Raw genomic sequence first — 20,808 nt, 5'->3', positions numbered from 1 at the left:
AATATGGAAACTAAACCGTATCTTATCTTTGAACAGAACGGTTTTCTCTGCGGTATAGAAGCCTGCTACGTTCGGGAAATTTTCTTTCTGCCGGAGTTGACAGCAATTGCAGAAGCACCTCAAGATATTGTTGGGGCGATCGACCTTCGGGGCGAAATTCTGCCCGTGATGGATCTGAATCTGCGTTTCGGATACGTTTGGCAGGAGTATTCTGTGACAGATAGTACGATCGTCATAGAGTGGCAAGAATCGAAAGTTGGTATAATTGTCAATCAAGTTCGCGAAGTTAAGGAACTCTCAGAAGAGGCCATCACTCCGCAGCTATCTTACGGACGAGAGAATTCAGAAGCTTCTCATTATTTTGTAGCTGGACTTGCCCGCAGCGAAGCCAATATTATCATGCTGCTAAATCTCGATCACTTAATTAGATATTCTCCCGAAAAGTCAGAGGAAAGCTGTCCTGTTTCTCCAAGCAATGAAGGTAGTGAAGCAGCAGCAGGTGAGGCAGAGACGGAAAATTTACACGGGCAAATAAGTTCAAAATTGTTAGGTAAAAATCCTAAAAATTTGAGCAAGCGTCACGTTTTTGGCCCGCAGGCTACCCCGGAAGAAAAAGCAATTTTTAAATCGCGCGCTAATCATTTGAGGCTGCGAGGCGAGGGGGAAAATGATGCTGCAATTAATATGTCCCTGGCGGTTTTTGTTTTGAATAGCGAATACTTTGGTATTCATTTAGATCTAGTCCGCGAATTTACTGATATCAACCAAGTAACTCCGGTTCCTTGCACTCCCGATCGCATAGTGGGAAATATAAATTTACGGGGAGAAATTGTGACGCTAATTGATATTCGCAGTGTTTTAAATATGTCTTTAAATATGTCGGAGACTGCAAATTATCTCTCTAAGGCGATCGTTGTTGAAGTGGCCGATTTTGTCGCTGGTATAGTTGTTGACGAAATATTAGATATTATATACTTAAATGTGTCGGAAATTGCGGCTGTTCCGGCAGCACTGCATTCTGCCAACCGCGAATATCTACGGGGGACAGCTATTTACGGGGAAAAAATGATGGCTATTCTCAACTTGCAAAAACTGCTGACAAAAGGAGGAGTAGTTGTTGATGAAGAGGTTTGAATCCAGAACAGGACTTACGCAAAGTATATCTGTCATGAGTGCAGTGAACCATCTGGCTTGATACTTCATTTCCTTCGCAATCCCGATCCAACGCAGAGATCAAGACTGGTAACGAGCGGGACTTAGCATGAGAGAATTATCTTGAAATGCGTCCAGGACTAAAGAAGTTAGTTATACCACAATACGGTTCAGTTAAGCTCGATCTCCCTAGCCCCCCTTCTCAATGGGGGGACAAGAACTTACTCAAAGTCCTCGCAACGATGGGCGGGGATGCGACGGGGATCTCTGAGGAATAAATAGTTTTAACCCAAGCGTATTGAGTTATACCAAATCCGCTTTTCAAGCGAGATTTAACTAAGCAATCTAATTCGTATATTCACGTGCTTAAATTAAGGAGAAAAATATGTTTTCTAAGTTAATAAAATTAAATATTAGAAATAGAATGCTGCTGGCATATGTAGCGCCCGCAACTATATACTTGGGTTTTCCGGTGCTAGTTTATACAACTACTAATCAAGTGTTGAATAATTTTGCAGAAGTAGAAAGGATAGAAAATGTGATCAGAGACACAAATGATATGTCCGCAGGTGCTGAACAAATGGTACGGGGAATGCGCGGGTATTTAATTAATAAAAATCCGCAGTTTTTAAATGATTTTAAGACGGGTGGAGAATTAGCTCGTGATTCGGGGAATAGTGCGGAGTTGAAGATGGAAAATCCTGAACAGAGAATGCGTTTAGAGAAGATGCTAAAACTCTGCAACGAATATTATGACGGTTCTAACGAAATAGTTGCTTTATTACAAAAAAATAATAGAACTGCAGCATTGGCTCTCTTTAACACCGGAAAACATACACAATTTGTGGATGAATTTGTGGAAGTAAATAAGCAATTTCGCGAAGTAGAAGTAAAAGCGATTAAGCAAGCTACAGAAAAAACGAAGCAATCTTTAGTTTTTTTGATATCGGCATTGGTATTTGGTTCCGTGTTTTTATTGGTGTTAGGTGCGGTTATAGCTTGGCTGATATCATCAGGAATTGCCCAAACTATCGATCGGGCAATTAGCTCGATCGCCACTTCTTCCACTGAGATTGCAGCCACCGTGGAAGAACAGGAACGCATGGCAAGTCAGCAAGCAGCTTCCGTAAATCAAACTACTACTACAATGGACGAATTGGGAGCCTCTTCCAGGGCGACATCACAGCAGATAGAAACAGCCGTGGTTCAAGCAATGCAAGCTTTGAATTTAGCTGGAGGTGGCACAAAAGCTGTAGAACAAACTTTAGAAGCAATGGCAACTCTGAAAACTAAAGTTCAGGATATCCAAGGACAAATTATAGAGTTGAGCGAACAAACAGATCACATTGGTAATATCTCAAGTGTAGTTAGCGATTTGGCTAATCAAACTAATATGTTAGCACTCAATGCTGCTGTTGAAGCAGTGCGGGCAGGAGAACACGGCAAGGGGTTTGGCGTGGTAGCGTCAGAAATTCGCAAACTTGCCGATCGCAGTAAAAAGTCAGGAGCGCAAATTAATCTATTAGTTGCTGATATTCAAAAAGCGATCAACTCAACGGTAATGGTGACAGACGAAGGAACTAAAACAGTGGAATCGGGCGTGAATATTGCCTCAGAAACCGCAGCGGCATTTGCAGGAGTTGCCAATGCCATTAACAATGTGGTTTTGAGTTCTCAGCAAATTTCGCTGAATGCCAAACAGCAATCGATCGCGATCGAACAGGTAGTGCAAGCTATGAACTCTCTCAATCAAGCCGCAGCCCAGACCGCTTGCGGTATCAGTCAAACTAAAGTCGGTACTCAAAAATTGAATGAAGCAGCCTTAGATTTGAAAGCAGTTTTGTAGGAGAGCAATGAATTATGAGTAGTTCCCCAAAAAGGTCAAATATATCCTTAAGAATTAAAACAATTGCTTTGGCGATCGACCTCGCTACAATTCCAGCGATATTAACGGGAGTAATAACTTGTTTATGGGCAAATGCAAATAAAAACCTAATATCAAATCAGCAGTGTAGTGAGTTGTGAGTTATTATTAGGAAGTTGTTATTTTTTCTTTATTACACTTCCCAATTTTCAATGCTTCGGCTACCCGATCATACAATTTTCCAGTTCTCTATACTTAGACTATGCGAGCGTACAAGTTACCAGTAACCGATTCCCAGTAACTAATGATTAACAATTTTTTCCAAAAAATGCAGCATCGACTATTGCTACTCCTAATTTTAAGTACCTTGATTCCCGTATCTATTGTTGGTTGGTATGGAATTTCTTCTTCAACAGAAGCACTGCAAAATTTAGCATTAATAACCCTTAGTGACAGTGTTAATTCCACCGCCAATCAAATGAGTAACAAATTGGAAAATCTGAGAGCCGATATTTTGTTTCTCCGCAAAACTCCCCCTGTTCAGGGAATGATTAGAGCTAGAGAAGGAAATGGATTAGACAAACAAACTAATTCAACTTATAAAGATTGGGTTTATCGAATGCAACTCACATTTTTATCCATGATGGAAGCCAAGCCATATTATATGCAATTGCGTTATATAGATAACAGTGGTAAAGAGATCGTGCGCGTAGATTCTGACGGCACAAATATCAAAGTTATTCCAGATTCTCAACTACAAAATAAAGCAGACACAGATTACTTCTCGGCAACTATGAAGCTAAAATCAGGAGAAGTCTATGTGTCTTCCTTAAATCTGAATAAGGAAAGGGGGAAAATAGAAATTCCTTATAAGCCAACAATTCGCTATGCCACTCCAATTTTTAATCCCAAAGGAGAAAGACAAGGCTTTCTCATTACGAATGCTCTGGGTAGCACTCTGCTCGATATGGTTAAAAATTTCAATCCTGAACTATCAGACAAATCTTTTATCTTAAATCAAGATGGGTATTATCTGGCTCATCCCAATCCTAAAAAAGCATGGGGATTGGAACTTAAAACTAAGGAAAATGTCAAAAATGATTATTCTGCAGACATTGTTGCTAAAATACTCTCAGGTGGTCAGGGAAATATTGATAATAGGGAGCTAGTGATTAGCTATAATACAGTTTTCCCCAGCAAACAAAATACAAATAATTTTTTAGTAATTGTGGATAGTTCACCCAAAAAATTGCTATTTTCTTCCATCGATTCTCTTCAAAAAATAGCAGCCCTGATTGCTATTGTTTCCCTGGCTGTGGTGCTGGGATTGGGATGGTTTTTTTTGCAAAAAATTGTTGCTCTCATTCGGGGGTTGATTTACCAAATATCGTCATTTTCACTGCAAATAGAATCTAATATGAACCGACAAGAGCAAATAGCAAATAGACAATTTGTCTCGGTTAATCAAACAACTATAACTCTAGAAAATTTGGGCCGATCTTCTCAGCAAACAGCCGAGCAAGCTGAGTCTGTTGCCGTTGCTGCTCGCCAAGCTTTAAATCTAGCCGAAGAAGGTACTAAAAAGGTAGATCAAACTCTCAATCAAATGCTGAATCTTAGAGAAGCTGTGGTGGCAATTTCTAAGCAAAATCATCGACTCGACGACAGCACGAGTCAGATTGGCAATATATCGACTCTCGCAAGTTTGGTTAGCGATTTAGCCAGCCAAACTAATATGCTGGCTCTCAACGCCGCTGTTGAAGCAGTCAGAGCCGGCGAGTACGGTAAAGGTTTTGCGGTGGTAGCAAGCGAAATTCGTAAGTTAGCAGATGAAAGCCAACAAGCAGCACAAAAGATTAATGGTATTATTCCAGAAATTAAGGGCGCGATCGACTCAACGGTAAAAGCAACTGAAGATAGTCGCAAAACAGTTGCAGAAGGGGTAAAAACAGCACAAGATACGGCAGAAGCTTTTACGGGTGTGAGGGAAGCTTGCAATCTGGTGTTTGCTAGCAACCAGCAAATTTCATTTAATGTTAAACAGCAGGCGATAGCAATTCAGCAAGTAGGTGATGCCATGAGTTCTATGAAGGAATCCGCGTCTCAAACAGTCAGTGGCATTACTCAAGTTAAAATTGGTACTCAACAACTCACAAAAGCTGCATTTAATCTTAAAGAAGTAGTGTAGTCATGAGTCATTAGTAATGAACGGAGGAGTTAACGAATTATCATTACCCTTAAGCCATAACCAATCAGCTATTACTTAATAACCTATATGATGATTGAAGATCAAGAACTTCGAGATGTATTTAAAGTCGCTAGTCAAGAACACTTACAGAAACTCGACGACGGATTGCTGTACCTAGAACAATATCCGAGCGACTTAGCTAAGTTAGAACAATTGTTGCGGGAAACCCATTCTCTTAAAGGTGATGCTGGGATGCTGGGAGTAAAAAATGTAGCATCTTTAGCTCATCAAATGGAGCATATTTTGGGATCTGTAAAACGGGGAGAAACTCAACTGAATTCGGATATTAGCGATCGACTTTTGCAAGGTTTAGACGCCATGCGGAAACTCGTTAACGAAGCCGTTACCGGCGAAGATTCCGGCGTTAATACTTTTTACATCCTCGCTAGCATGATGGGTGCTTCTAGTCAGCCACAGCCACAGGCTGCTGCCTCAATAGTAGATCCCTCATCTTCACAAGTACCAGAACAACCCTTGGTAGAAGCGCAATTTACTGAGCCTTCTACCAAAGAACTAGAAACAAATGTTGAAACTTCTGAAGTCCTTAACTTAGAGAAAAATTCCTCTTTTTTACCCCTACAATCCCAGCCAGAATTTCTACTGCAAGCTCAAAACTTGCCTGCACCTTCCGGGCCCGCCCCTGAGTCGGCTTCGCCGTCGGCAGTTAGTGCATCATCTACCTCATCTTACCGCATTGAAACCATTCGCGTTGCTACTCAAAATTTAGACGATTTAATGACTCAAGCAGGGGAACTTACTGTCACAAAAACTCGGTTAGGACACCGAGTTGCAGAGATAGAACAAATTACAACTTTGTGGGAAGAGTGGAGCCGAGAATATTTTGTAACGAGCTTGACTGTTGATCGGATGCAAATAGATGAAAACGGTATTAAAGCCAGCGGTAAATTTAGCCAATTGCAGGATTACTATCAACGTACAGAAGAACGTTTAGAACGTCTCGGAACTTTAGTCAACCGCTTGAGAAATCGAGTTTATGAAGATACTGCTAGACTCGAATTAATCACTGAGGCATTAGAATCAGGAATTCGCACTCTGAGACTTCTGCCTTTGTCTACTATTTTTAATTTATTTCCTCGAACTGTTCGAGATTTAGCAAAACGGGAAGGTAAAGAAGTTGCATTAGTGATTGAAGGAGGCGAAACTACAGCAGACAAACGCATTTTAGAAGAAATGAAAGACCCTTTAATGCACATGATTAGAAATGCGATCGACCACGGGATTGAAACTGTTGAGGAGCGGAAAAAACTAGGTAAACCTCCGGTGGCTACTCTCCGAATTAAAGGCTATAATATTGCTAGCAATATTATTATTGAAGTTTCTGATGATGGCCGGGGACTAAATCTAGAGAGCATTAAACAAACGGCTGTAAAACGTAATGTTTGTACGCTTGAACAACTGGCAGAAATGACCGATACTCAAGTACAATCTTTAATTTTTACTCCGGGTTTTTCGACCAAAAAATTTGTTACCGAAGTCTCGGGGCGCGGGGTGGGTTTAGATGTAGTTCGCACTAATGTTGAAGCGCTAAAAGGTAGTATTCAAGTAGAGTCTTTACCGGGACAAGGATGCACTTTGAGGCTGCAAATCAGCACGTCTTTAGCTACAGCAAATGTATTAATTGTCACAGTTGAAGACATTCCTTATGGTCTGCCAGTCGAGTTTGTAGACACGGCACAACTGGTGTCTCAGTCTGAGATATTTGCTATAGAAGGTAAGGAAACTATACTTTCAAAGGGTCAGCCTCTGTCAGTTGCTCATCTGACAGATTTGCTAGCATTAAACAATAGAAAAGGCTGGCAAAAAAATCGGTATCTGAGACAGGAAACCGGCAGCGAAATTTCGACAAAAAATCAAAACTACTTCCGAAATTCAAGTTCTTCAAAAATGCCTTGTATTGTTGTGAAAGTTGGGGAGGAAAGATTGGGATTATTTGTAGATGCTTTGATAGACGAACAGGATGTGGTTATGAAACCTCAAAGTCTATTGCTGAAACGGGTGCGAAATGTTTCGGGTGCCACAATTCTCGGTACTGGGGAAGTTTGTATGGTACTCAATCCCCACGATTTGATAAAATCTGTACGCCAGCAAGTTTCGTCCCGTGGGGTTTCTGGTGCGCGATCGCAACTTGAGACAGCCAGCAGAAAACAAGTTATACTATTAGCAGAAGACTCGATCGCCACGCGCACTCAAGAAAAACGCATCCTGGAAGGTGCGGGTTACGAAGTTGTGACTGCGGTAGACGGATTGGATGCTTTCCATAAATTAAAAACTCGCGATTTTGATGCTGTGATTTCTGACATACAAATGCCAAATTTAGACGGTTTGGCCCTGACTATTAAGATTCGGGAGCAAAAAGAATACAGTGAGTTGCCGATAATTTTAGTGACATCTTTGGCATCGGATGAAGATAAAAAAAGAGGTGCTGATGCGGGGGCAAATGCTTATATTCCTAAAGGTACTTTTAATCAAGATGTGTTGGTAGAGACACTAAAAAGGTTAGTTTAGTCATTAGTCATTACTCCTTGGTTACGAGGCATTTGTTATTTACTACCAATTAGCAAGGCCAAATATCCAGTGCCCAGTGCACCATTACCAGTGCATCGATGCCCAATGCCCAATACTTGGACTACGCGGTTACTGAGCGACTCGTGCTGAGCTTAGCCACTCGCCCTGCGCGGTTTGCCCGCTAAGCTTCGCCGAAGGAAAGTAAGTCGAAGGGCAGTACAAGTGCCCTATTCCCCATTCCCCATTCCCCATTTCCCGTTCCCCATTCCCCATTTCCCAGCAAACTGATGTTATCGCCCATTAAACTATTGTTAGTTGAAGATTCTCCAGTCGTTACGCTCGTCCTCAAACGAATTTTTGAGTCCTCGCCAGACATCCAAGTTGTAGGAACCGCTTGCAACGGATTAGAAGGACTAGAATTAATCCCCAAACTTCAGCCCCAAGTAATCTGTACAGATTTGAACATGGTACCAATGAACGGGTTAGAATTTACGGAAGAAGTAATGAAGAAATATCCGCTACCAATTTTAGTAATTAGTGCTTCAGTGCAAGCGAATGATACTCACAATGTATTTCAAGTGTTAAATGCTGGTGCATTGGATGTTTTTCCGAAACCGATTGGCGGGTTGGTATCTGATTACGCTCGCCTAGCAAATCAATTAATAGCTAAAGTTAAAATCCTGTCAGGAGTTAAAGTATTTACACGGCATCAAAAAAAGATGCCAACACAAGATAATAATCAAATTGTAAAAATCAACCAAGCACCTGTTCCTAATTACAAATTTTCCAACGAAAATGTTAAATTTCCAACTATTAAAGTATTGGCTATAGGGGCTTCGACAGGCGGGCCGCAAGCACTGTACGCGATTATTTCTAAACTCCCGGCTAGTTTTCCCGTGCCTATAATTTGTGTCCAGCACATCAGTGAAGGTTTTTTGCAAGGATTAGTTGATTGGCTGGGTAATGAATCGAAACTGCCTGTTAAGATAGCTTCTTTTGGGGAATTGCCACAAGCAGGGACTGTTTATTTTCCGCCAGAAAAACGTCATTTAGAATTGGACTCTCAAGGGAGATTTGTTTATTCAGAAGCTGCTCATGCTGCGGGACACTGCCCTTCTGTAACGGTGACATTTAAGTCGGTAGCTAATTTTTATAGTCGGGCAGCAGCGGGGGTTTTGCTGACAGGAATGGGTAGAGATGGTGCTGACGGAATGTTGGCTATCGCCAGAGAAGGGGGGTTGACAATCGCCCAAGACGAAGCTAGCTGCATTGTCTTCGGAATGCCCAAGGAGGCGATCGCCCTTGGTGCCGCCCAATATGTTTTACCTGTCAGTGCGATCGCTCCCCTACTCCTGGCTAAATTAAAAATTTAGGACTTACCTCGCAAATAGTGCAGAATGCCCCGCCCCTCGACTTGTTAAAGAAGTCGAGGATCACAGAGCGCGATCGCAACTTTTTAGTTCATTAATTACTCAAATTACTTGATTAATTACTCAAAACTGACTTTTTTTCCTAAGTCCGATTATTTGATTTTGATAAACTTACCAATTACCTCGCGCAACTTATCAGCATCAAACGGCTTAGTTAAATACTCTGTTGCTCCCGCCAAACGCCCCTGTACCTTATCAAATGCTCCATCTCGCGCTGTCAGCATTACGATCGGCAAATTCTGAAACTGAGGCAAGCTCCGCACCGTGCGGCAGAGTTCCAATCCGTCAATACCAGGCATCGAAACATCCAGCAACAAAACAGAAATTTGTTCGTGATAAATCGTTGACAAAGCATCCACTGCATTGTCGGTTACGAGAACTCGAAACTCTTTGCTTAAGGCCTGTTTAACAAGTCCTTGCATCACGACGCTATCATCAACTGCCAAAATAGTTGGTACTTGACTGCTACTTGCAGACATATTCTTCTCCCTGTTTATTTATAGTTCTTGAAAATACAAAACATACTTCGTTCAGTTATTTTTTGAGCGTTGCCTCTACCCAATAATTGTCAACTCCGTTGGAGCGTTAGTTGAAACTTTACCCCCGTTTTTTTACCTCAAACTCGAAAAAAGGGATTGGGAGAGTGGTTGATCGGCAATTACAACAGTTGCAAAATGTGCATCCGGGCCCAGAAACCCTAAAAGGTCGAGTTTGAACAACTATTGTTACAAAGTTTAACATCTTACCAATCTTTTGTAATTAATCTCCTAACTGTAGTTGAACTCCCGGCTAAGGCACAGCTCGGTAAAGGACACTGGTATTGTGGCACAAACCCCTGATTTAAATCTACCAGCAAGCCAGCTACCCACGATTAGACAAGTCTGTTAAAATACAATTAAACTGATAAAAAAATTCTAGGTAAGCAATCGTCATATATTTTGGAAACCTGCTTCCTCCCAACAGAGGCTCTTAGATTTAGAGAGCCGGAGGTATTCAAAAGCATAGTCAACTGGAAGTATAATTTATATAGTCTTAGATTTGGCGTGATCTAACTCCCATAACTCAAAAGTTTCCAGATCAGTCAAGAGGTTAGTCTGAATTCGGCGCAAGCAACCTGCGCTGAACTTGCGCCCAGAGTCTCCCAGCACAGAATTCATAGCTTGTTTTTCAAGGGAAGTATTGAGAAGGGCGGTTGCCAGCAACTAGACGGGCAGTTACACATGATGAAATCACCCTTGCCTCTTGGTAAAAAAGTGTTCAAGCTCCATAACATTGACTTGTATCAGCTTCTCGGCTCTGCTCCAGACGCTTGCTTGGACAATTTGGTAGGTTTGGCAGCTCAAATCAGCCGAACTCCTATTGCTTTCTTGAGCTTGATTGACGGTAATCGCCACTGGTTGAAGTCGCAATTAGGTATCGATCGAACTTTGGCTCACCGTTACCTGAATTTTTGCGCTCGCGCCCTGGACCCAACTCCCGAAGAGTTCGCCCAGAGTTCAAACTCAAACTCGGAATTTGACCGGGCAATTTCCCTACAACAACCGCCAGTTGCTCCCGAATTTGCGATCGAACTCCCTATAAATTCCTTTAAAGAACTGCCTGCCGCCATTGTTCGAGACGCTTCCACAGATATGAGATTTGGCGAGCATCCGCTGATCGTTTTCTACCCCTTCGTGAAATTTTACGCGGGCATCCCAGTCATGACCTCAGAGGGGCAGATGCTGGGAGTGCTATCCGTCATGGACTCGGTGTCGCGAGACTTGACAAAAGAAACGATAGAAGGTCTGCAAGCTTTGAGTCGGCAAGTTGCGAGTTTGGTGGAGCTGCGCTGGCAATTAGTCAAAGCCCAGAAACATTTGCCAGAGGTAGAAGATATCACTTCCGACAGCCAGAAAATCTCGGAGTTAGTTCCTGGATCGAACCGATCGAGCTTGTCTGCGGTACATACGCCACAGAGCAGCATGACAACAATATACGGAACAAAAAAGCTCCCGACGCTGGGAGAAACAGGCAAATCTCAATATGTGTGGGAAGCTTCAGCGGGCATCGGGCGCGCGGACGATACCCAACAAATCCGAGAAATCGTTGCCGGCCCCCGCGACACATCCGATCGCCAACTAACGGCAACGTCCCTACAAGAGCGAGCTCGCTTGGGTTCCCTGCAAGCTAAAGTCGGTGCAGCCCTCGGACAAGGCGGGAAAATATCGGTCATCCTCAACCGCTGCACCGAGGCAATGGTAGAGTATCTCGACGCCACAGGGGTGAGCATCTGGACTTTTAACCTGCAGACAGAGCGGTTAGAATTGCAGGCCAATTCAGGACTTAGCAGCCAAGAGTGGGCAAAAGAAATAGAAGATTGGGTGCGAACAGAAGCGGGAAAACTCCAAACTGCTCCTGTGTGCCTACTGTCGAACCCGTCTCTGTGCACCATTGCCTATCCGCTGATTGTGGAGGAGCGACTGGTGGGAGTGATGACTCTGTGCAGTAGCGCTTTGGCAAGCGAGGGAGCGCTAGAAGTTCTGGGTTGCATGGCTAACGCCATCGCCGTGGCGATCGATCGCCACGCAGCCCGAGAAGAATTGTTGAGCCGCCGGGAAGGCTTGCTCTTCGGCCTCGCCAGCCAGATGCGGAATTCCCTCGACCTCGACAAAATTTTAGATACGGCTGTCAACGAAATTCGCAGCTTGTTGCAGGTTGACCAGTGCTACTTTTTGTGGTACTCCATCTCGCGAGACGGGCAGCCAAGCTTTGCCATCACCCACGAGGCGGCAAATCCCGAACTGAAAGAGCGGCTCACAGAATACCCGATCGAACAAGTAACCCTGCTGGCCGAGAAAATTTGCCACCGCCAAACGCTCCGGATCGGCGACGCTGCAACAGCACTGTGCATCGAACCGCCCACGCGAGCTTTTTTGAGCAGTATCGGGATTGTTTCTAACCTGCTGCTGCCAGTCAAGACTCGCTCCGGTCAAATGGGTGCTGTAGTTTGTAACCATTACAGCAGCCACCGTTCCTGGGCGACGAGCGAAGTGGAATTGCTGCAAGCGGTGGTGGATCAACTGGCGATAGCGATCGACCAAGCCGAACTCTACGCCCAAACGCGGGCGGCAGCCTTAGCAGCCCAAACTCAAGCCCGCCAACTAACGGAAACTTTGCAGCAGTTGCAGCAGAAAGAAGCTCAGCTCATCCAAAACGAAAAAATGTCCTCTCTTGGTCAAATGGTCGCCGGCGTCGCCCACGAAATTAACAATCCGGTTAATTTTATTTACGGCAACTTGACTTATTGCAAGCAGTACATGAAAAATCTGCTGGATTTGCTGCACTTGTATCAAAAGCATTACCCGGAGCCTTGCCCCGAAATTCTCGACAAAAACGAAGAAATCGATGTTGAGTTCCTAGTGCCGGATTTGCTGAAAATTCTGTCTTCAATAGAAATGGGAACTGAACGCATCCGCCAAATTGTCCTGTCTCTGCGGAACTTCGCGCGGCACGACGAAGCCGAGATGAAGCCGGTGGACATTCACGAAGGGATTGACAGCACGCTGCTGATTTTGCAGAGCCGCTTGAAGTCAAACGGGCTAGTGCCGGGAATTGAGGTAATTAAAGACTACGGCGACTTGCCGAAGGTAGAGTGTTATCCCGGACAGCTCAACCAAGTATTTATGAATATTTTGGCGAATGCGATCGACTCTTTGGAAAATCAGCCTCCACCTAAGACGATCAAAATCTCGACGGCGGTGGTGAACCCAGACTCGGAGGCTGATGAGTCAGGAAAGTCGAGGGGTCAAGTTGTGGTGATTCGGATTCAAGACAGCGGGCCCGGATTGGCCGAAAAAGCTAAATGCCACTTGTTTGACCCTTTCTTTACCACTAAACCTGTGGGCAAGGGTACGGGACTCGGCTTGTCTATCAGCTACCAGATTGTGGTGGAAAAACACGGAGGAAGCTTGAACTGTATCTCGAAACCTGGACAGGGAGCGGATTTCAGGATTGAAATCCCCGTGGCGCGCCCCCGTGCGATCAAAGCATAAACCTGCGGGCGATCGGTTCCAAAAACATTTTTTAAATTTTATTGTCAAAATGCTTGACAGATTCCCGTGTCTGGGTGTTACTATATTAAATGTTGAGACGTTGGGGCGTCGCCAAGTGGTAAGGCAGCTGGTTTTGGTCCAGCCATTCAGAGGTTCGAATCCTTTCGCCCCAGTTAAATTGTATCCAGTAAATCAATTGTTAAACTCACCGTTTAGAGTTAGCTCTTGGCAGACGAGAGAAAAACGACTTCATTACGACAAACTTAATTAGCACTTGCTCATATCATGTCTGATCGAGCGATTAAAAGGGCGGGTTTTTGAGATTGTCAATTATTGGCAGATATTTTTCGTGAACCCGCCCCTACCCTATTAAGGGTAATGGACCGGACATACAGCAATTTCCAGGTTTATGGAGTACGGTTGCAAGGGTTTGTCAACCAGTTTGGTAAGTGCTTGGGATTAAGGTGTACTTTATTTGCCTGGAATCTGCTGTAGTATCATAGGATATCAGAAACCGGGTTTATTTATGCGGGTTTTACCTAACCTAAAAGCATAGAGTTGTGGTCAAAAAATTGTTTTTTTTTGGCCGTCAGTACCCTTTTTTCGCAGAAACAGTTGTTTGTGCATAATCTCACTTCTGACCGCGCCGGAATTGTAAAATCGAGTCAACATTCAACACTCATATCAAATCCGATTGCATTGGAATGATTAAGCCGCTGTTGACGCAAAGAAAACAGAGGAAGAGAACAGAGAGATGAATAATTCCGATGCAACCGGATTTGATATCAACCATCCTTCAGTTTTTCGACTAACAGTCAACAGTCAACAGTCAACAGTCAACAGTCAACAGTCAATCTGCCCTACTCCATATCACTGCAAAGTGCTGGGGCCACGAGCGTTTAGCCGATCGAAAACGTATCGAGAAATTGCCGGAAATGTTGTTTCGTCCTTGGCATAAGCCGGATCGTCTGCGAAAACAACTAAAATATAAATCGCGCGATCGTCTAAAGTTCTGACAAAGGCCGCTTCGCTGCGGGATTTGGAAGTATAGCCTACTTTGGAACCAAAATAAATATTAGTTGGTAAAGATTCGCCAAGAAATCCTTTTATTGAATTGCTAGGGTCATTTTTCCATGCCTTGGGGTCTAAGTCTCTAGTCAGCAAGTAAGCCATTTTGCGACTGGCGACGCTGGAAACGGCTTGCCTAGTATAGATTTCATATATTAATCTGGCCGCTTGGTCGGTAGTTACTTGATTGCGAATCGGCTGAGAAGCATCGCCCCGCAATTGCAAGTCGCGACCGATTGGCCCTTCTTGTCTTAAATAGTATATGGGATAATTTTTGGTGCTTATACGAAGATCATTGTAGCCTGCGGACTGGAAAAATGTGTTAATTTGAGTGCGCTTTTTCAGCCATGTTTGCAACTCTTCTCCTGAGAGCCTGCCGCCGGATTTTGTATCTGTGATTTTGTCTAAAAGTCTGCTGGCAGCATCGTTGTTGGAGATGCGAATCATTTGCTCTAGGTCGTTTTTAAATGCAGATTCTCTTTGCGTAATAATGCCTTTTTCTATGGCTGAGTAAAACGCTGCCATCCAAAATAACTTGGCAACGCTAGCGGGAAATCGAAGAGTTTGATTTTGATATCCGGCAAAGGTGTGACTTTTGGAATTGCTGACATCAAATAAGGTAATTGATAGCCGTTCTGCGGGCATTCCTTTGGTGGTTGCAATCTTCACCGCTTCATCAACAATCCCTTGCAATTCTTGAGAGTAAACTGGATTGGGAGGTGTTTTGATGTTGTAGCTAAAGGTAGGCTCGCTTTGACGATCGGCTAAATTGTCCGATGGTTCAATTGTCGGAGGCGAGAGTGTTTCTTGAGGCGAGACGGCCTGTTTAGCCAAGATGACTGGCGGTTCTGGGGGACGGCGAATTCTGAACGGTATTGTGACAATCCAACCGATCGCGATCGCCCCGGCAATTAAGCACAGGATGTTACGGTACTTTAAGCGAGAAAATTTCGTCCTGACTCGACGACGAGATTGAACAGGACGCTGGCTGCTTTGGCGTCGTGGCCCGATTGGGCCTAGGGGCTCGATGGGGCGTCGGGGGGAAATTGGGCGTGGGCGGCGTCGGCGTTCTACTTGCATTACAGTTTTGTGCTATCAAACTCGCACGATCAGTTTATAATAGGGCGGCATCTAAATGACAAGTGTATCCATCTAGTCCGCTGTTGCCAATTTTATCTGTCTACTAGGCTGATTGAGAATTCTAGTAATTGTAAAATTTTCAGGATAGCACTGAGTTGAAGCAAAATCCTTGGAAAAACATGAAAAATTTTTGGAGTCTGGCTGTTTTGGGATTTGCGATCGTCGGCGTGAATAATTCTTTGATCCCTGATGTTTGGGCATTTCAGTCTCAATCTGCTACGAGATATGTTGTCGATCGACAAACAGCAGGACAGGGGGCGGATCTAGCGTTTTCCTTGACGGGAGAAAGCGAAAATCTGGAAATAACAAACAAGCAAAGTGTTTCCAGTTTTCCGAGTATGTTGTGGGACTTCAAAAATTTAGGGGAAATTTCCTATTCCGAATTGCTGAAGGTGCTGGCGAGAGGATCGGACTCCAATAATACCGAGAGAGAAACCGTTGCACAGCCTCAAGACATAGCACGTTTTGAAAAGGTTGTACAGTATGCAAAACAACAAAATTTGCACGATCGCTCGATCGGAGAAATCGTCCAGGCGATCGCCGATAATTTCCAAGGATCGCCCTACGCCGCTGGTTTGCTGGACAAATCTGGCGAAGAAAAGTTGCTCATAACTTTGAATAAATTTGATTGCGTTTTATTTGTAGAAACCGTTTTGGCGATCGCCAGGGGCGTAGCAGTACAAGATTACGACTATCAAAATTTTGTAAATCGCATAGAACAACAGCGGTATTTAAACGGTAAAATTAACGGTTATTGCAGCAGATTGCATTATTTTTCTGAATGGATTAATGACAATCAAAAACGGCAAACAGTGGAAAATATCACCGCTGAATTAGGTGGAGTTCCCATGAATAAAACACTAAATTTCATGAGTCAGCACCGCAGCAGTTACCCGCAAATGGTTAAAGACGAAGCGACTTATCAGTGCATAGTCAGGCAAGAAGCAGACTTAGCCAAAACTACTGTTAATTACATCCCGACAAATCAGATAAAACGTGTTTATTCTCAGTTAAAACCAGGGGATATTGTAGCGGTAGCCACGGATGTTAAAGGATTGGATGTCACCCACACGGGTTTAGTCTACCGCAATGCTGACGGCAATATGGGTTTAATTCACGCTTCGCCGGCTGGGGAGGTGACAGTTGCTTACGACTTGCAGAGATATATTAGCAGAGTCGAAAGTGCGATCGGCATTGTAGTCGCTAGGGCGACAACCCCTAATTAAATTAGTTTGTACTCCTATGGTGCATCCGCTTGCATTATTTTAGCTGAAAATTTAAAATTTCTGTGCTGACGCACCCTACAAACTCTGTTGTGGGGTGGGCTTCTAACCCGCCCGGAATATACAAATTAAATGCACAACAGTTTATTGAACAATTTCGCTGCGAGATACCTTACTCTTTCTAGCAGGATTTGGCGTTAATTCCGGCGGCGAAACTTGAACACTTCCCCAGTCATTCAAAAAGCTTTTCAACAAAACCTCTTGCTGAGTGCGAAATGTCTCGACATTTGCCCCTCCATTCATAATCACAAACCACACTGTTTCTTGTTTTTGAGTTGGCAGGGCTCCGCCCAAAGCGCTAACATTATCCAACGTGCCAGACTTGACCACTGCTAATTTAGGAAGCGCCCGTTCTGCCAGTATTCCTTGATCTTTCCCAACTACAGTTAAGACATCAGCAACTGTCATGCTGTAAGGTTCAAGATAGCGTTCTAAAGCTATAAATAACGCGCAAGCAGCCCGGGGAGAAATCAGATTTTCTTCGCTCAATCCCGAACCGTTGACGAGTTGAATTTCTGCGGGGGGAACTCCGGTTGCTGCTGCTGCTTTTTGGGCGACTGTTTTGGCGCCGCCGACAGTATCAGCTAGCATATCTGCCATGAGATTGTTGCTATACTGATTCATTTTTTTGATCAATTCAGCAAGGGGCAAAGAATAATGTTTGACTAAAGGCTGCACGTCATTGGGAGATGCTGGCAAAACTTGTACAGTACCCTCAATTGCTATTTGGGGTTTTGGCGTATTTGGAGGCAGGGTTTGATACTGGGCGGCGGCTTCGCTGGGCCAGATTTGACTGTTCAATCCTTGTTTGAGCAATTCTCCCGATTTGAGGGGATCAAGTTCAAAGTTCATGTAAAACTTATCGACAATTATCAAATTGCCACTGACTTGCTTGATGCCTTTTTGATTTAAGGCGTTACCAAGGGCGATCGCCTCTTCCCAAACAAACAACGGATCGGCGTTTCCCTGTACAATTAAATCGCCTTTTAATACGCCGTTTTCAATTTTTCCAGTTGTACCAATTAAGGTTATAAATTGATGTTCCGGGCCGAATTCTTGCAGTGCTACCAGAGATGTGGCTACTTTGGTAATAGAAGCGGCTGACAGAGGAACTGTACCTTGATGATTTGCTAGCAAAGTATTGCCCGATTGCATCCATATCCCTTGATCTTCTTTGGCATAACCTTGTGCTGTTAAGCCGTTGAGATATTGCTGGATTTTGGTATTTGTGGCGGTTTCGGGATTGCTAACAGAGACTATTAAGGGCTGAGGCTGACTTGGTTTAACTGGGGGCGGGGAAGATTCAGCTACAGGAGAGGGAGATGCAAGTTGAGGTGATTCAGTAGCTGCACATCCGGCAATAATTGTGAGAAGGGCGATCGAACTCGCAGCAGTTAAGTAGGGGTTTTTCAGCATTACCTTAATTTTTTTCATCAAATGTACGATCGTCTGTTCGGCACGCCCGATGGAAAGTTTAACATTAACACGCGCGTTTTGGAGCATCCGGATCTGCGTTACCAGAATCCCGAACCGCTAACATTAGCTATCTTCTTCTCCATCTTTCTTCGTGCTCTACCCTACGGGAACGGCTTCGCCGAACACGTCTTCGTGGTTCGTTAAATAGATATTGTTTAGATACTGCGGGATTTTATACCAATAGCCCGGACTTTTTTAGTTCGCAGTCTGAAACCTTCGATTTTTCGTTAGTAGCTCACATCTTGCATCATTCTCGCTTAACAAGCATCTTGCCTGTTCCACAACAAGTGCATTTTCTTGTGGGGTGGGCAGGAGAGCCCGCCCATAAAAAGCTTATTGAAAATGGTGCAAGATGTCAGTTGGTAGTTCGATTGCCGAATCGCCTTGAAATCCTTATTCTACGGTTGGCACTCAACAACTGTCCGAAGTATTTTTATACCAGTTCCCAAAAACAATGCAACTCTAGGCAACCTCCAAACCCTTATCTTATAAGGCATTCCCAAATCTAAAATCTAAAATCTAAAATCTAAAATCTAAAATAGTCTGATCTTCAGCGCCTGGGGCCTTCACCCCAGGCCGATCGCTCTCACAAATTTTCGATAAACTGGTTTATCCAGCCATACTCCCTATACTCAGTGGCACCATTTCGCCGTGCATCGTCAGGCCTAATAACATCGGCCCGCCCGGTCGAATCAACTCTCCTGTAAGCGCGCAGCGTTCCTCCTGCTGTGCTGTGGCATTAATGCTAGCTCGAATATCCGATCGAGAAAACATCTGCCGATACTCTCCAGACTTCTGCTGCACGTAATTCCAGAGCAAATCTCGAATCAAAGCTTGATAGCCTTGATTGCCCGCGAGTTCTTTAAGTCTCTCCTTGAGCTCTCTTTCGAGTCGAATGCTGGTGACTTCCATTTCGGTGGTTGAGGTTCTAGGTAGGGTATGCATAATTTTTTCTCCGTGACGGGTGGACATATGTGTAATATCAGTGTAGTATGTTTACAGCTAGATTGAAAGCCTCTTAACCACCTTCTGCCGACTTTGAAATTTCTCCCCACCTACTCCACCTATCAACTGAAGTGCGATCGCCCTACGGGTCGCTCCGAGTCGTTACGGCACGTCTTTAGCACGGGTTTGGCGACTGTCGCAGCGACCTCGTGGGCGGGCTTGGGCCTAATTAAACCCGGTTATAGTGGATTAGAACAAATTGCAGAAATTAATTACAACGAGGTAGACCGAGACGGTCTGCAAGTGGCACAGCCACATCGAGATACGCGAAGCGGGAGGTACAGCTAAACGACTGTACCAAGACAGGATGAAAATTTGCATGAAAGCAGTTTTTCTAGCCCCCGCTTCTAAGTAAGAGAAGCGGGGGCATTTGATTGGATATTTGAGAAATTCGATCCGCTTGGGGAACTGGGAAAAAACCAGATGTAGCCAATGTAGGCGTTGCACCGAAAATCCCAAATCTAAAATCTAAAATCTAAAATCTAAAATCCAAATGAGGAGGAGCAAGCCGTGACCGTAGTAACTGATGTATTGAGGCAATCTGTGGTGGTGTTTTCTCAAAATTACCTACCAATGAGCCGTGTCAACATCAAACGGGCGATCGTACTGTTGGTAACAGGCAAAGCTGAACCTCTGGATTTTAGCATTGGCAACGGCTGGCTGGTACGATCGCCCAGCACCAGCATCCACGTACCCGAACAAATCCGCTTGACTTTTGGTAACAGGGAACGCCTGTGGAAAGTGCCCCCGGTCAATCGCCGGGAAGTTCTGCGCCGCGACGCTCATTCTTGTCAATACTGCGGTAGCAATCGGCATTTGACGCTGGATCACGTGATGCCTCGATCGAAGGGCGGCCCGCATACTTGGGACAACGTGGTGACTGCTTGCGAACGGTGCAACTCTCGTAAGGGCGATCGAACTCCCATAGAAGCTGGAATGTCTCTGCGAACTAAGCCGAAAGCCCCCATACACCCCACTGTTGCTTTTGCCGAACTGTTTTGGCACGAATATCAAATAGGGGAATAGGGAATGGGAAGAATTTTAGATTTTAGATTTTAGATTTTAAATTGATGCGTAATTCTCATCTAAAATCTGCCCTAAATCGCAATTCCAAATTCCCTATCGCCAATTTTCAATTACCAATTTTAAACTTTCAATTCCAAATTTAGGGCTGTCAATATGCTGAAGTTGACTTACACTGAAACGGGCTTTAACCTAGAGCGTTTGGCTCAATCTCCCGAACAGTTAGTGGCGCTGCGAGTTGTGCTGGCTATGCGAGTTGGTCAAAGCATCAGCGTCGAACCGAGCACTGCGGCATTTTTGCTGCCCGCGAATTTGCCGGCGCTGTCTCTGTTGGAATCTGAGGCGCGCCGAAACGACAATGATGCGATCGCCCTTTGTGTTGCTGATGCTGACTTTGTAGAAGTGACTCTGCGCGGTACGTGGATTTCTGATGCGTCTGAGGGGGCTGACGGCGTGTTTGCGACTGTGTTGGGCGATCGGGCGGAGCTCTTGCTGCTCAATCTTTGGCTAGAAACTCAGGCTGCTGCGGAGGTTGTCGGGGAAATCGGCGATTAATATTGGA

Annotated in this window: 14 protein-coding genes and 1 tRNA gene; 11 read left to right on the top strand and 4 right to left on the bottom strand. The window is 44.3% G+C overall.

Features of this window, described 5'->3' with window-relative positions; all coding sequences use genetic code 11:
* Nucleotides 1-3: 3 nt before the first annotated feature.
* The 5 genes from QUA34_RS01555 to cheB all read left to right on the top strand — a co-directional run bounded on the left by QUA34_RS01555 (nucleotide 4) and on the right by cheB (nucleotide 9,163).
* The gene (locus QUA34_RS01555; protein WP_333383540.1) at nucleotides 4-1,134 is read left to right on the top strand and encodes a chemotaxis protein CheW; all 1,131 of its coding nucleotides are present in this window, start codon (nucleotides 4-6) and stop codon (nucleotides 1,132-1,134) included.
* A gap of 442 nt (nucleotides 1,135-1,576) precedes the next feature.
* Nucleotides 1,577-2,998, top strand: a complete 1,422-nt coding sequence (locus tag QUA34_RS01550) for a methyl-accepting chemotaxis protein (RefSeq protein ID WP_333383537.1) — start codon at nucleotides 1,577-1,579, stop codon at nucleotides 2,996-2,998.
* 322 nt (nucleotides 2,999-3,320) lie between these two features.
* Nucleotides 3,321-5,204 carry a methyl-accepting chemotaxis protein gene (locus tag QUA34_RS01545; protein ID WP_333383534.1) on the top strand — a complete coding sequence of 628 codons (1,884 nt, stop codon included), beginning with the start codon at nucleotides 3,321-3,323 and terminating at the stop codon, nucleotides 5,202-5,204.
* A 90-nt stretch (nucleotides 5,205-5,294) separates the two neighbouring features.
* A complete protein-coding gene (locus QUA34_RS01540) occupies nucleotides 5,295-7,790 on the top strand; it encodes a hybrid sensor histidine kinase/response regulator (protein ID WP_333324883.1) in 2,496 nt (831 codons plus the stop codon).
* Nucleotides 7,791-8,077: 287 nt separating this feature from the next.
* Nucleotides 8,078-9,163, top strand: coding sequence for a chemotaxis-specific protein-glutamate methyltransferase CheB (gene cheB / locus QUA34_RS01535; protein WP_333324808.1), 1,086 nt, complete (start codon nucleotides 8,078-8,080; stop codon nucleotides 9,161-9,163).
* Between the two features lie 149 nt (nucleotides 9,164-9,312).
* Here cheB and QUA34_RS01530 read toward each other — a convergent pair whose 3' ends face one another.
* Nucleotides 9,313-9,699, bottom strand: a complete 387-nt coding sequence (locus QUA34_RS01530) for a response regulator (protein WP_015175702.1) — start codon at nucleotides 9,697-9,699, stop codon at nucleotides 9,313-9,315.
* 741 nt (nucleotides 9,700-10,440) lie between these two features.
* On the opposite strand from QUA34_RS01530, the gene QUA34_RS01525 reads away from it, so the two are divergent.
* Nucleotides 10,441-13,251 carry a GAF domain-containing protein gene (locus QUA34_RS01525; protein WP_333324810.1) on the top strand — a complete coding sequence of 937 codons (2,811 nt, stop codon included), beginning with the start codon at nucleotides 10,441-10,443 and terminating at the stop codon, nucleotides 13,249-13,251.
* 101 nt (nucleotides 13,252-13,352) lie between these two features.
* A tRNA-Gln gene (locus tag QUA34_RS01520) sits at nucleotides 13,353-13,424 on the top strand.
* A 697-nt stretch (nucleotides 13,425-14,121) separates the two neighbouring features.
* On the opposite strand, the gene QUA34_RS01515 is transcribed toward QUA34_RS01520, so the two are convergent.
* Nucleotides 14,122-15,399, bottom strand: coding sequence for a serine hydrolase (locus QUA34_RS01515; protein ID WP_333324812.1), 1,278 nt, complete (start codon nucleotides 15,397-15,399; stop codon nucleotides 14,122-14,124).
* Nucleotides 15,400-15,578: 179 nt separating this feature from the next.
* Here QUA34_RS01515 and QUA34_RS01510 point away from each other — a divergent pair, with 179 nt between their 5' ends.
* On the top strand, nucleotides 15,579-16,685 hold the full coding sequence (locus tag QUA34_RS01510; protein WP_333324814.1) for an N-acetylmuramoyl-L-alanine amidase-like domain-containing protein: 1,107 nt from the start codon (nucleotides 15,579-15,581) through the stop codon (nucleotides 16,683-16,685).
* A 141-nt stretch (nucleotides 16,686-16,826) separates the two neighbouring features.
* Here the strand turns inward: QUA34_RS01510 and QUA34_RS01505 are convergent, their stop codons facing one another.
* The gene (locus QUA34_RS01505; RefSeq protein WP_333324885.1) at nucleotides 16,827-18,158 is read right to left on the bottom strand and encodes a D-alanyl-D-alanine carboxypeptidase; all 1,332 of its coding nucleotides are present in this window, start codon (nucleotides 18,156-18,158) and stop codon (nucleotides 16,827-16,829) included.
* Nucleotides 18,159-18,827: 669 nt separating this feature from the next.
* Entirely contained in the window at nucleotides 18,828-19,163 is a 336-nt protein-coding gene (locus QUA34_RS01500; RefSeq protein ID WP_039886507.1) for a ribbon-helix-helix domain-containing protein, read from the bottom strand.
* A 93-nt stretch (nucleotides 19,164-19,256) separates the two neighbouring features.
* On the opposite strand from QUA34_RS01500, the gene QUA34_RS01495 reads away from it, so the two are divergent.
* The 3 genes from QUA34_RS01495 (at nucleotide 19,257) to QUA34_RS01485 (ending at nucleotide 20,801) form a co-directional block, all read left to right on the top strand.
* Entirely contained in the window at nucleotides 19,257-19,511 is a 255-nt protein-coding gene (locus QUA34_RS01495) for a hypothetical protein (RefSeq protein ID WP_333324816.1), read from the top strand.
* 222 nt (nucleotides 19,512-19,733) lie between these two features.
* A complete protein-coding gene (locus tag QUA34_RS01490) occupies nucleotides 19,734-20,249 on the top strand; it encodes an HNH endonuclease (RefSeq protein WP_190660760.1) in 516 nt (171 codons plus the stop codon).
* A 153-nt stretch (nucleotides 20,250-20,402) separates the two neighbouring features.
* Nucleotides 20,403-20,801: an alr0857 family protein gene (locus QUA34_RS01485; RefSeq protein WP_333383529.1), complete on the top strand. Its 399-nt coding sequence runs from the start codon at nucleotides 20,403-20,405 to the stop codon at nucleotides 20,799-20,801.
* Nucleotides 20,802-20,808 lie beyond the last annotated feature (7 nt).

This window comes from Microcoleus sp. POL10_C6, from assembly GCF_036701585.1.
Classification (GTDB): Bacteria; Cyanobacteriota; Cyanobacteriia; order Cyanobacteriales; family Microcoleaceae; genus Microcoleus.
This window is presented reverse-complemented; position numbering and strand designations above follow the sequence as displayed.

Bases quoted from the DNA above. Each gene is read 5' to 3' on its own strand.
- QUA34_RS01555 (WP_333383540.1), top strand. From the start codon at position 4: ATGGAAACTAAACCGTATCTTATCTTTGAACAGAACGGTTTTCTCTGC.
- QUA34_RS01550 (WP_333383537.1), top strand. From the start codon at position 1,577: ATGCTGCTGGCATATGTAGCGCCCGCAACTATATACTTGGGTTTTCCG.
- QUA34_RS01545 (WP_333383534.1), top strand. From the start codon at position 3,321: ATGATTAACAATTTTTTCCAAAAAATGCAGCATCGACTATTGCTACTC.
- QUA34_RS01540 (WP_333324883.1), top strand. From the start codon at position 5,295: ATGATTGAAGATCAAGAACTTCGAGATGTATTTAAAGTCGCTAGTCAA.
- cheB (WP_333324808.1), top strand. From the start codon at position 8,078: ATGTTATCGCCCATTAAACTATTGTTAGTTGAAGATTCTCCAGTCGTT.
- QUA34_RS01530 (WP_015175702.1), bottom strand. From the start codon at position 9,699: ATGTCTGCAAGTAGCAGTCAAGTACCAACTATTTTGGCAGTTGATGAT.
- QUA34_RS01525 (WP_333324810.1), top strand. From the start codon at position 10,441: ATGATGAAATCACCCTTGCCTCTTGGTAAAAAAGTGTTCAAGCTCCAT.
- QUA34_RS01515 (WP_333324812.1), bottom strand. From the start codon at position 15,399: ATGCAAGTAGAACGCCGACGCCGCCCACGCCCAATTTCCCCCCGACGC.
- QUA34_RS01510 (WP_333324814.1), top strand. From the start codon at position 15,579: ATGAAAAATTTTTGGAGTCTGGCTGTTTTGGGATTTGCGATCGTCGGC.
- QUA34_RS01505 (WP_333324885.1), bottom strand. From the start codon at position 18,158: ATGCTGAAAAACCCCTACTTAACTGCTGCGAGTTCGATCGCCCTTCTC.
- QUA34_RS01500 (WP_039886507.1), bottom strand. From the start codon at position 19,163: ATGCATACCCTACCTAGAACCTCAACCACCGAAATGGAAGTCACCAGC.
- QUA34_RS01485 (WP_333383529.1), top strand. From the start codon at position 20,403: ATGCTGAAGTTGACTTACACTGAAACGGGCTTTAACCTAGAGCGTTTG.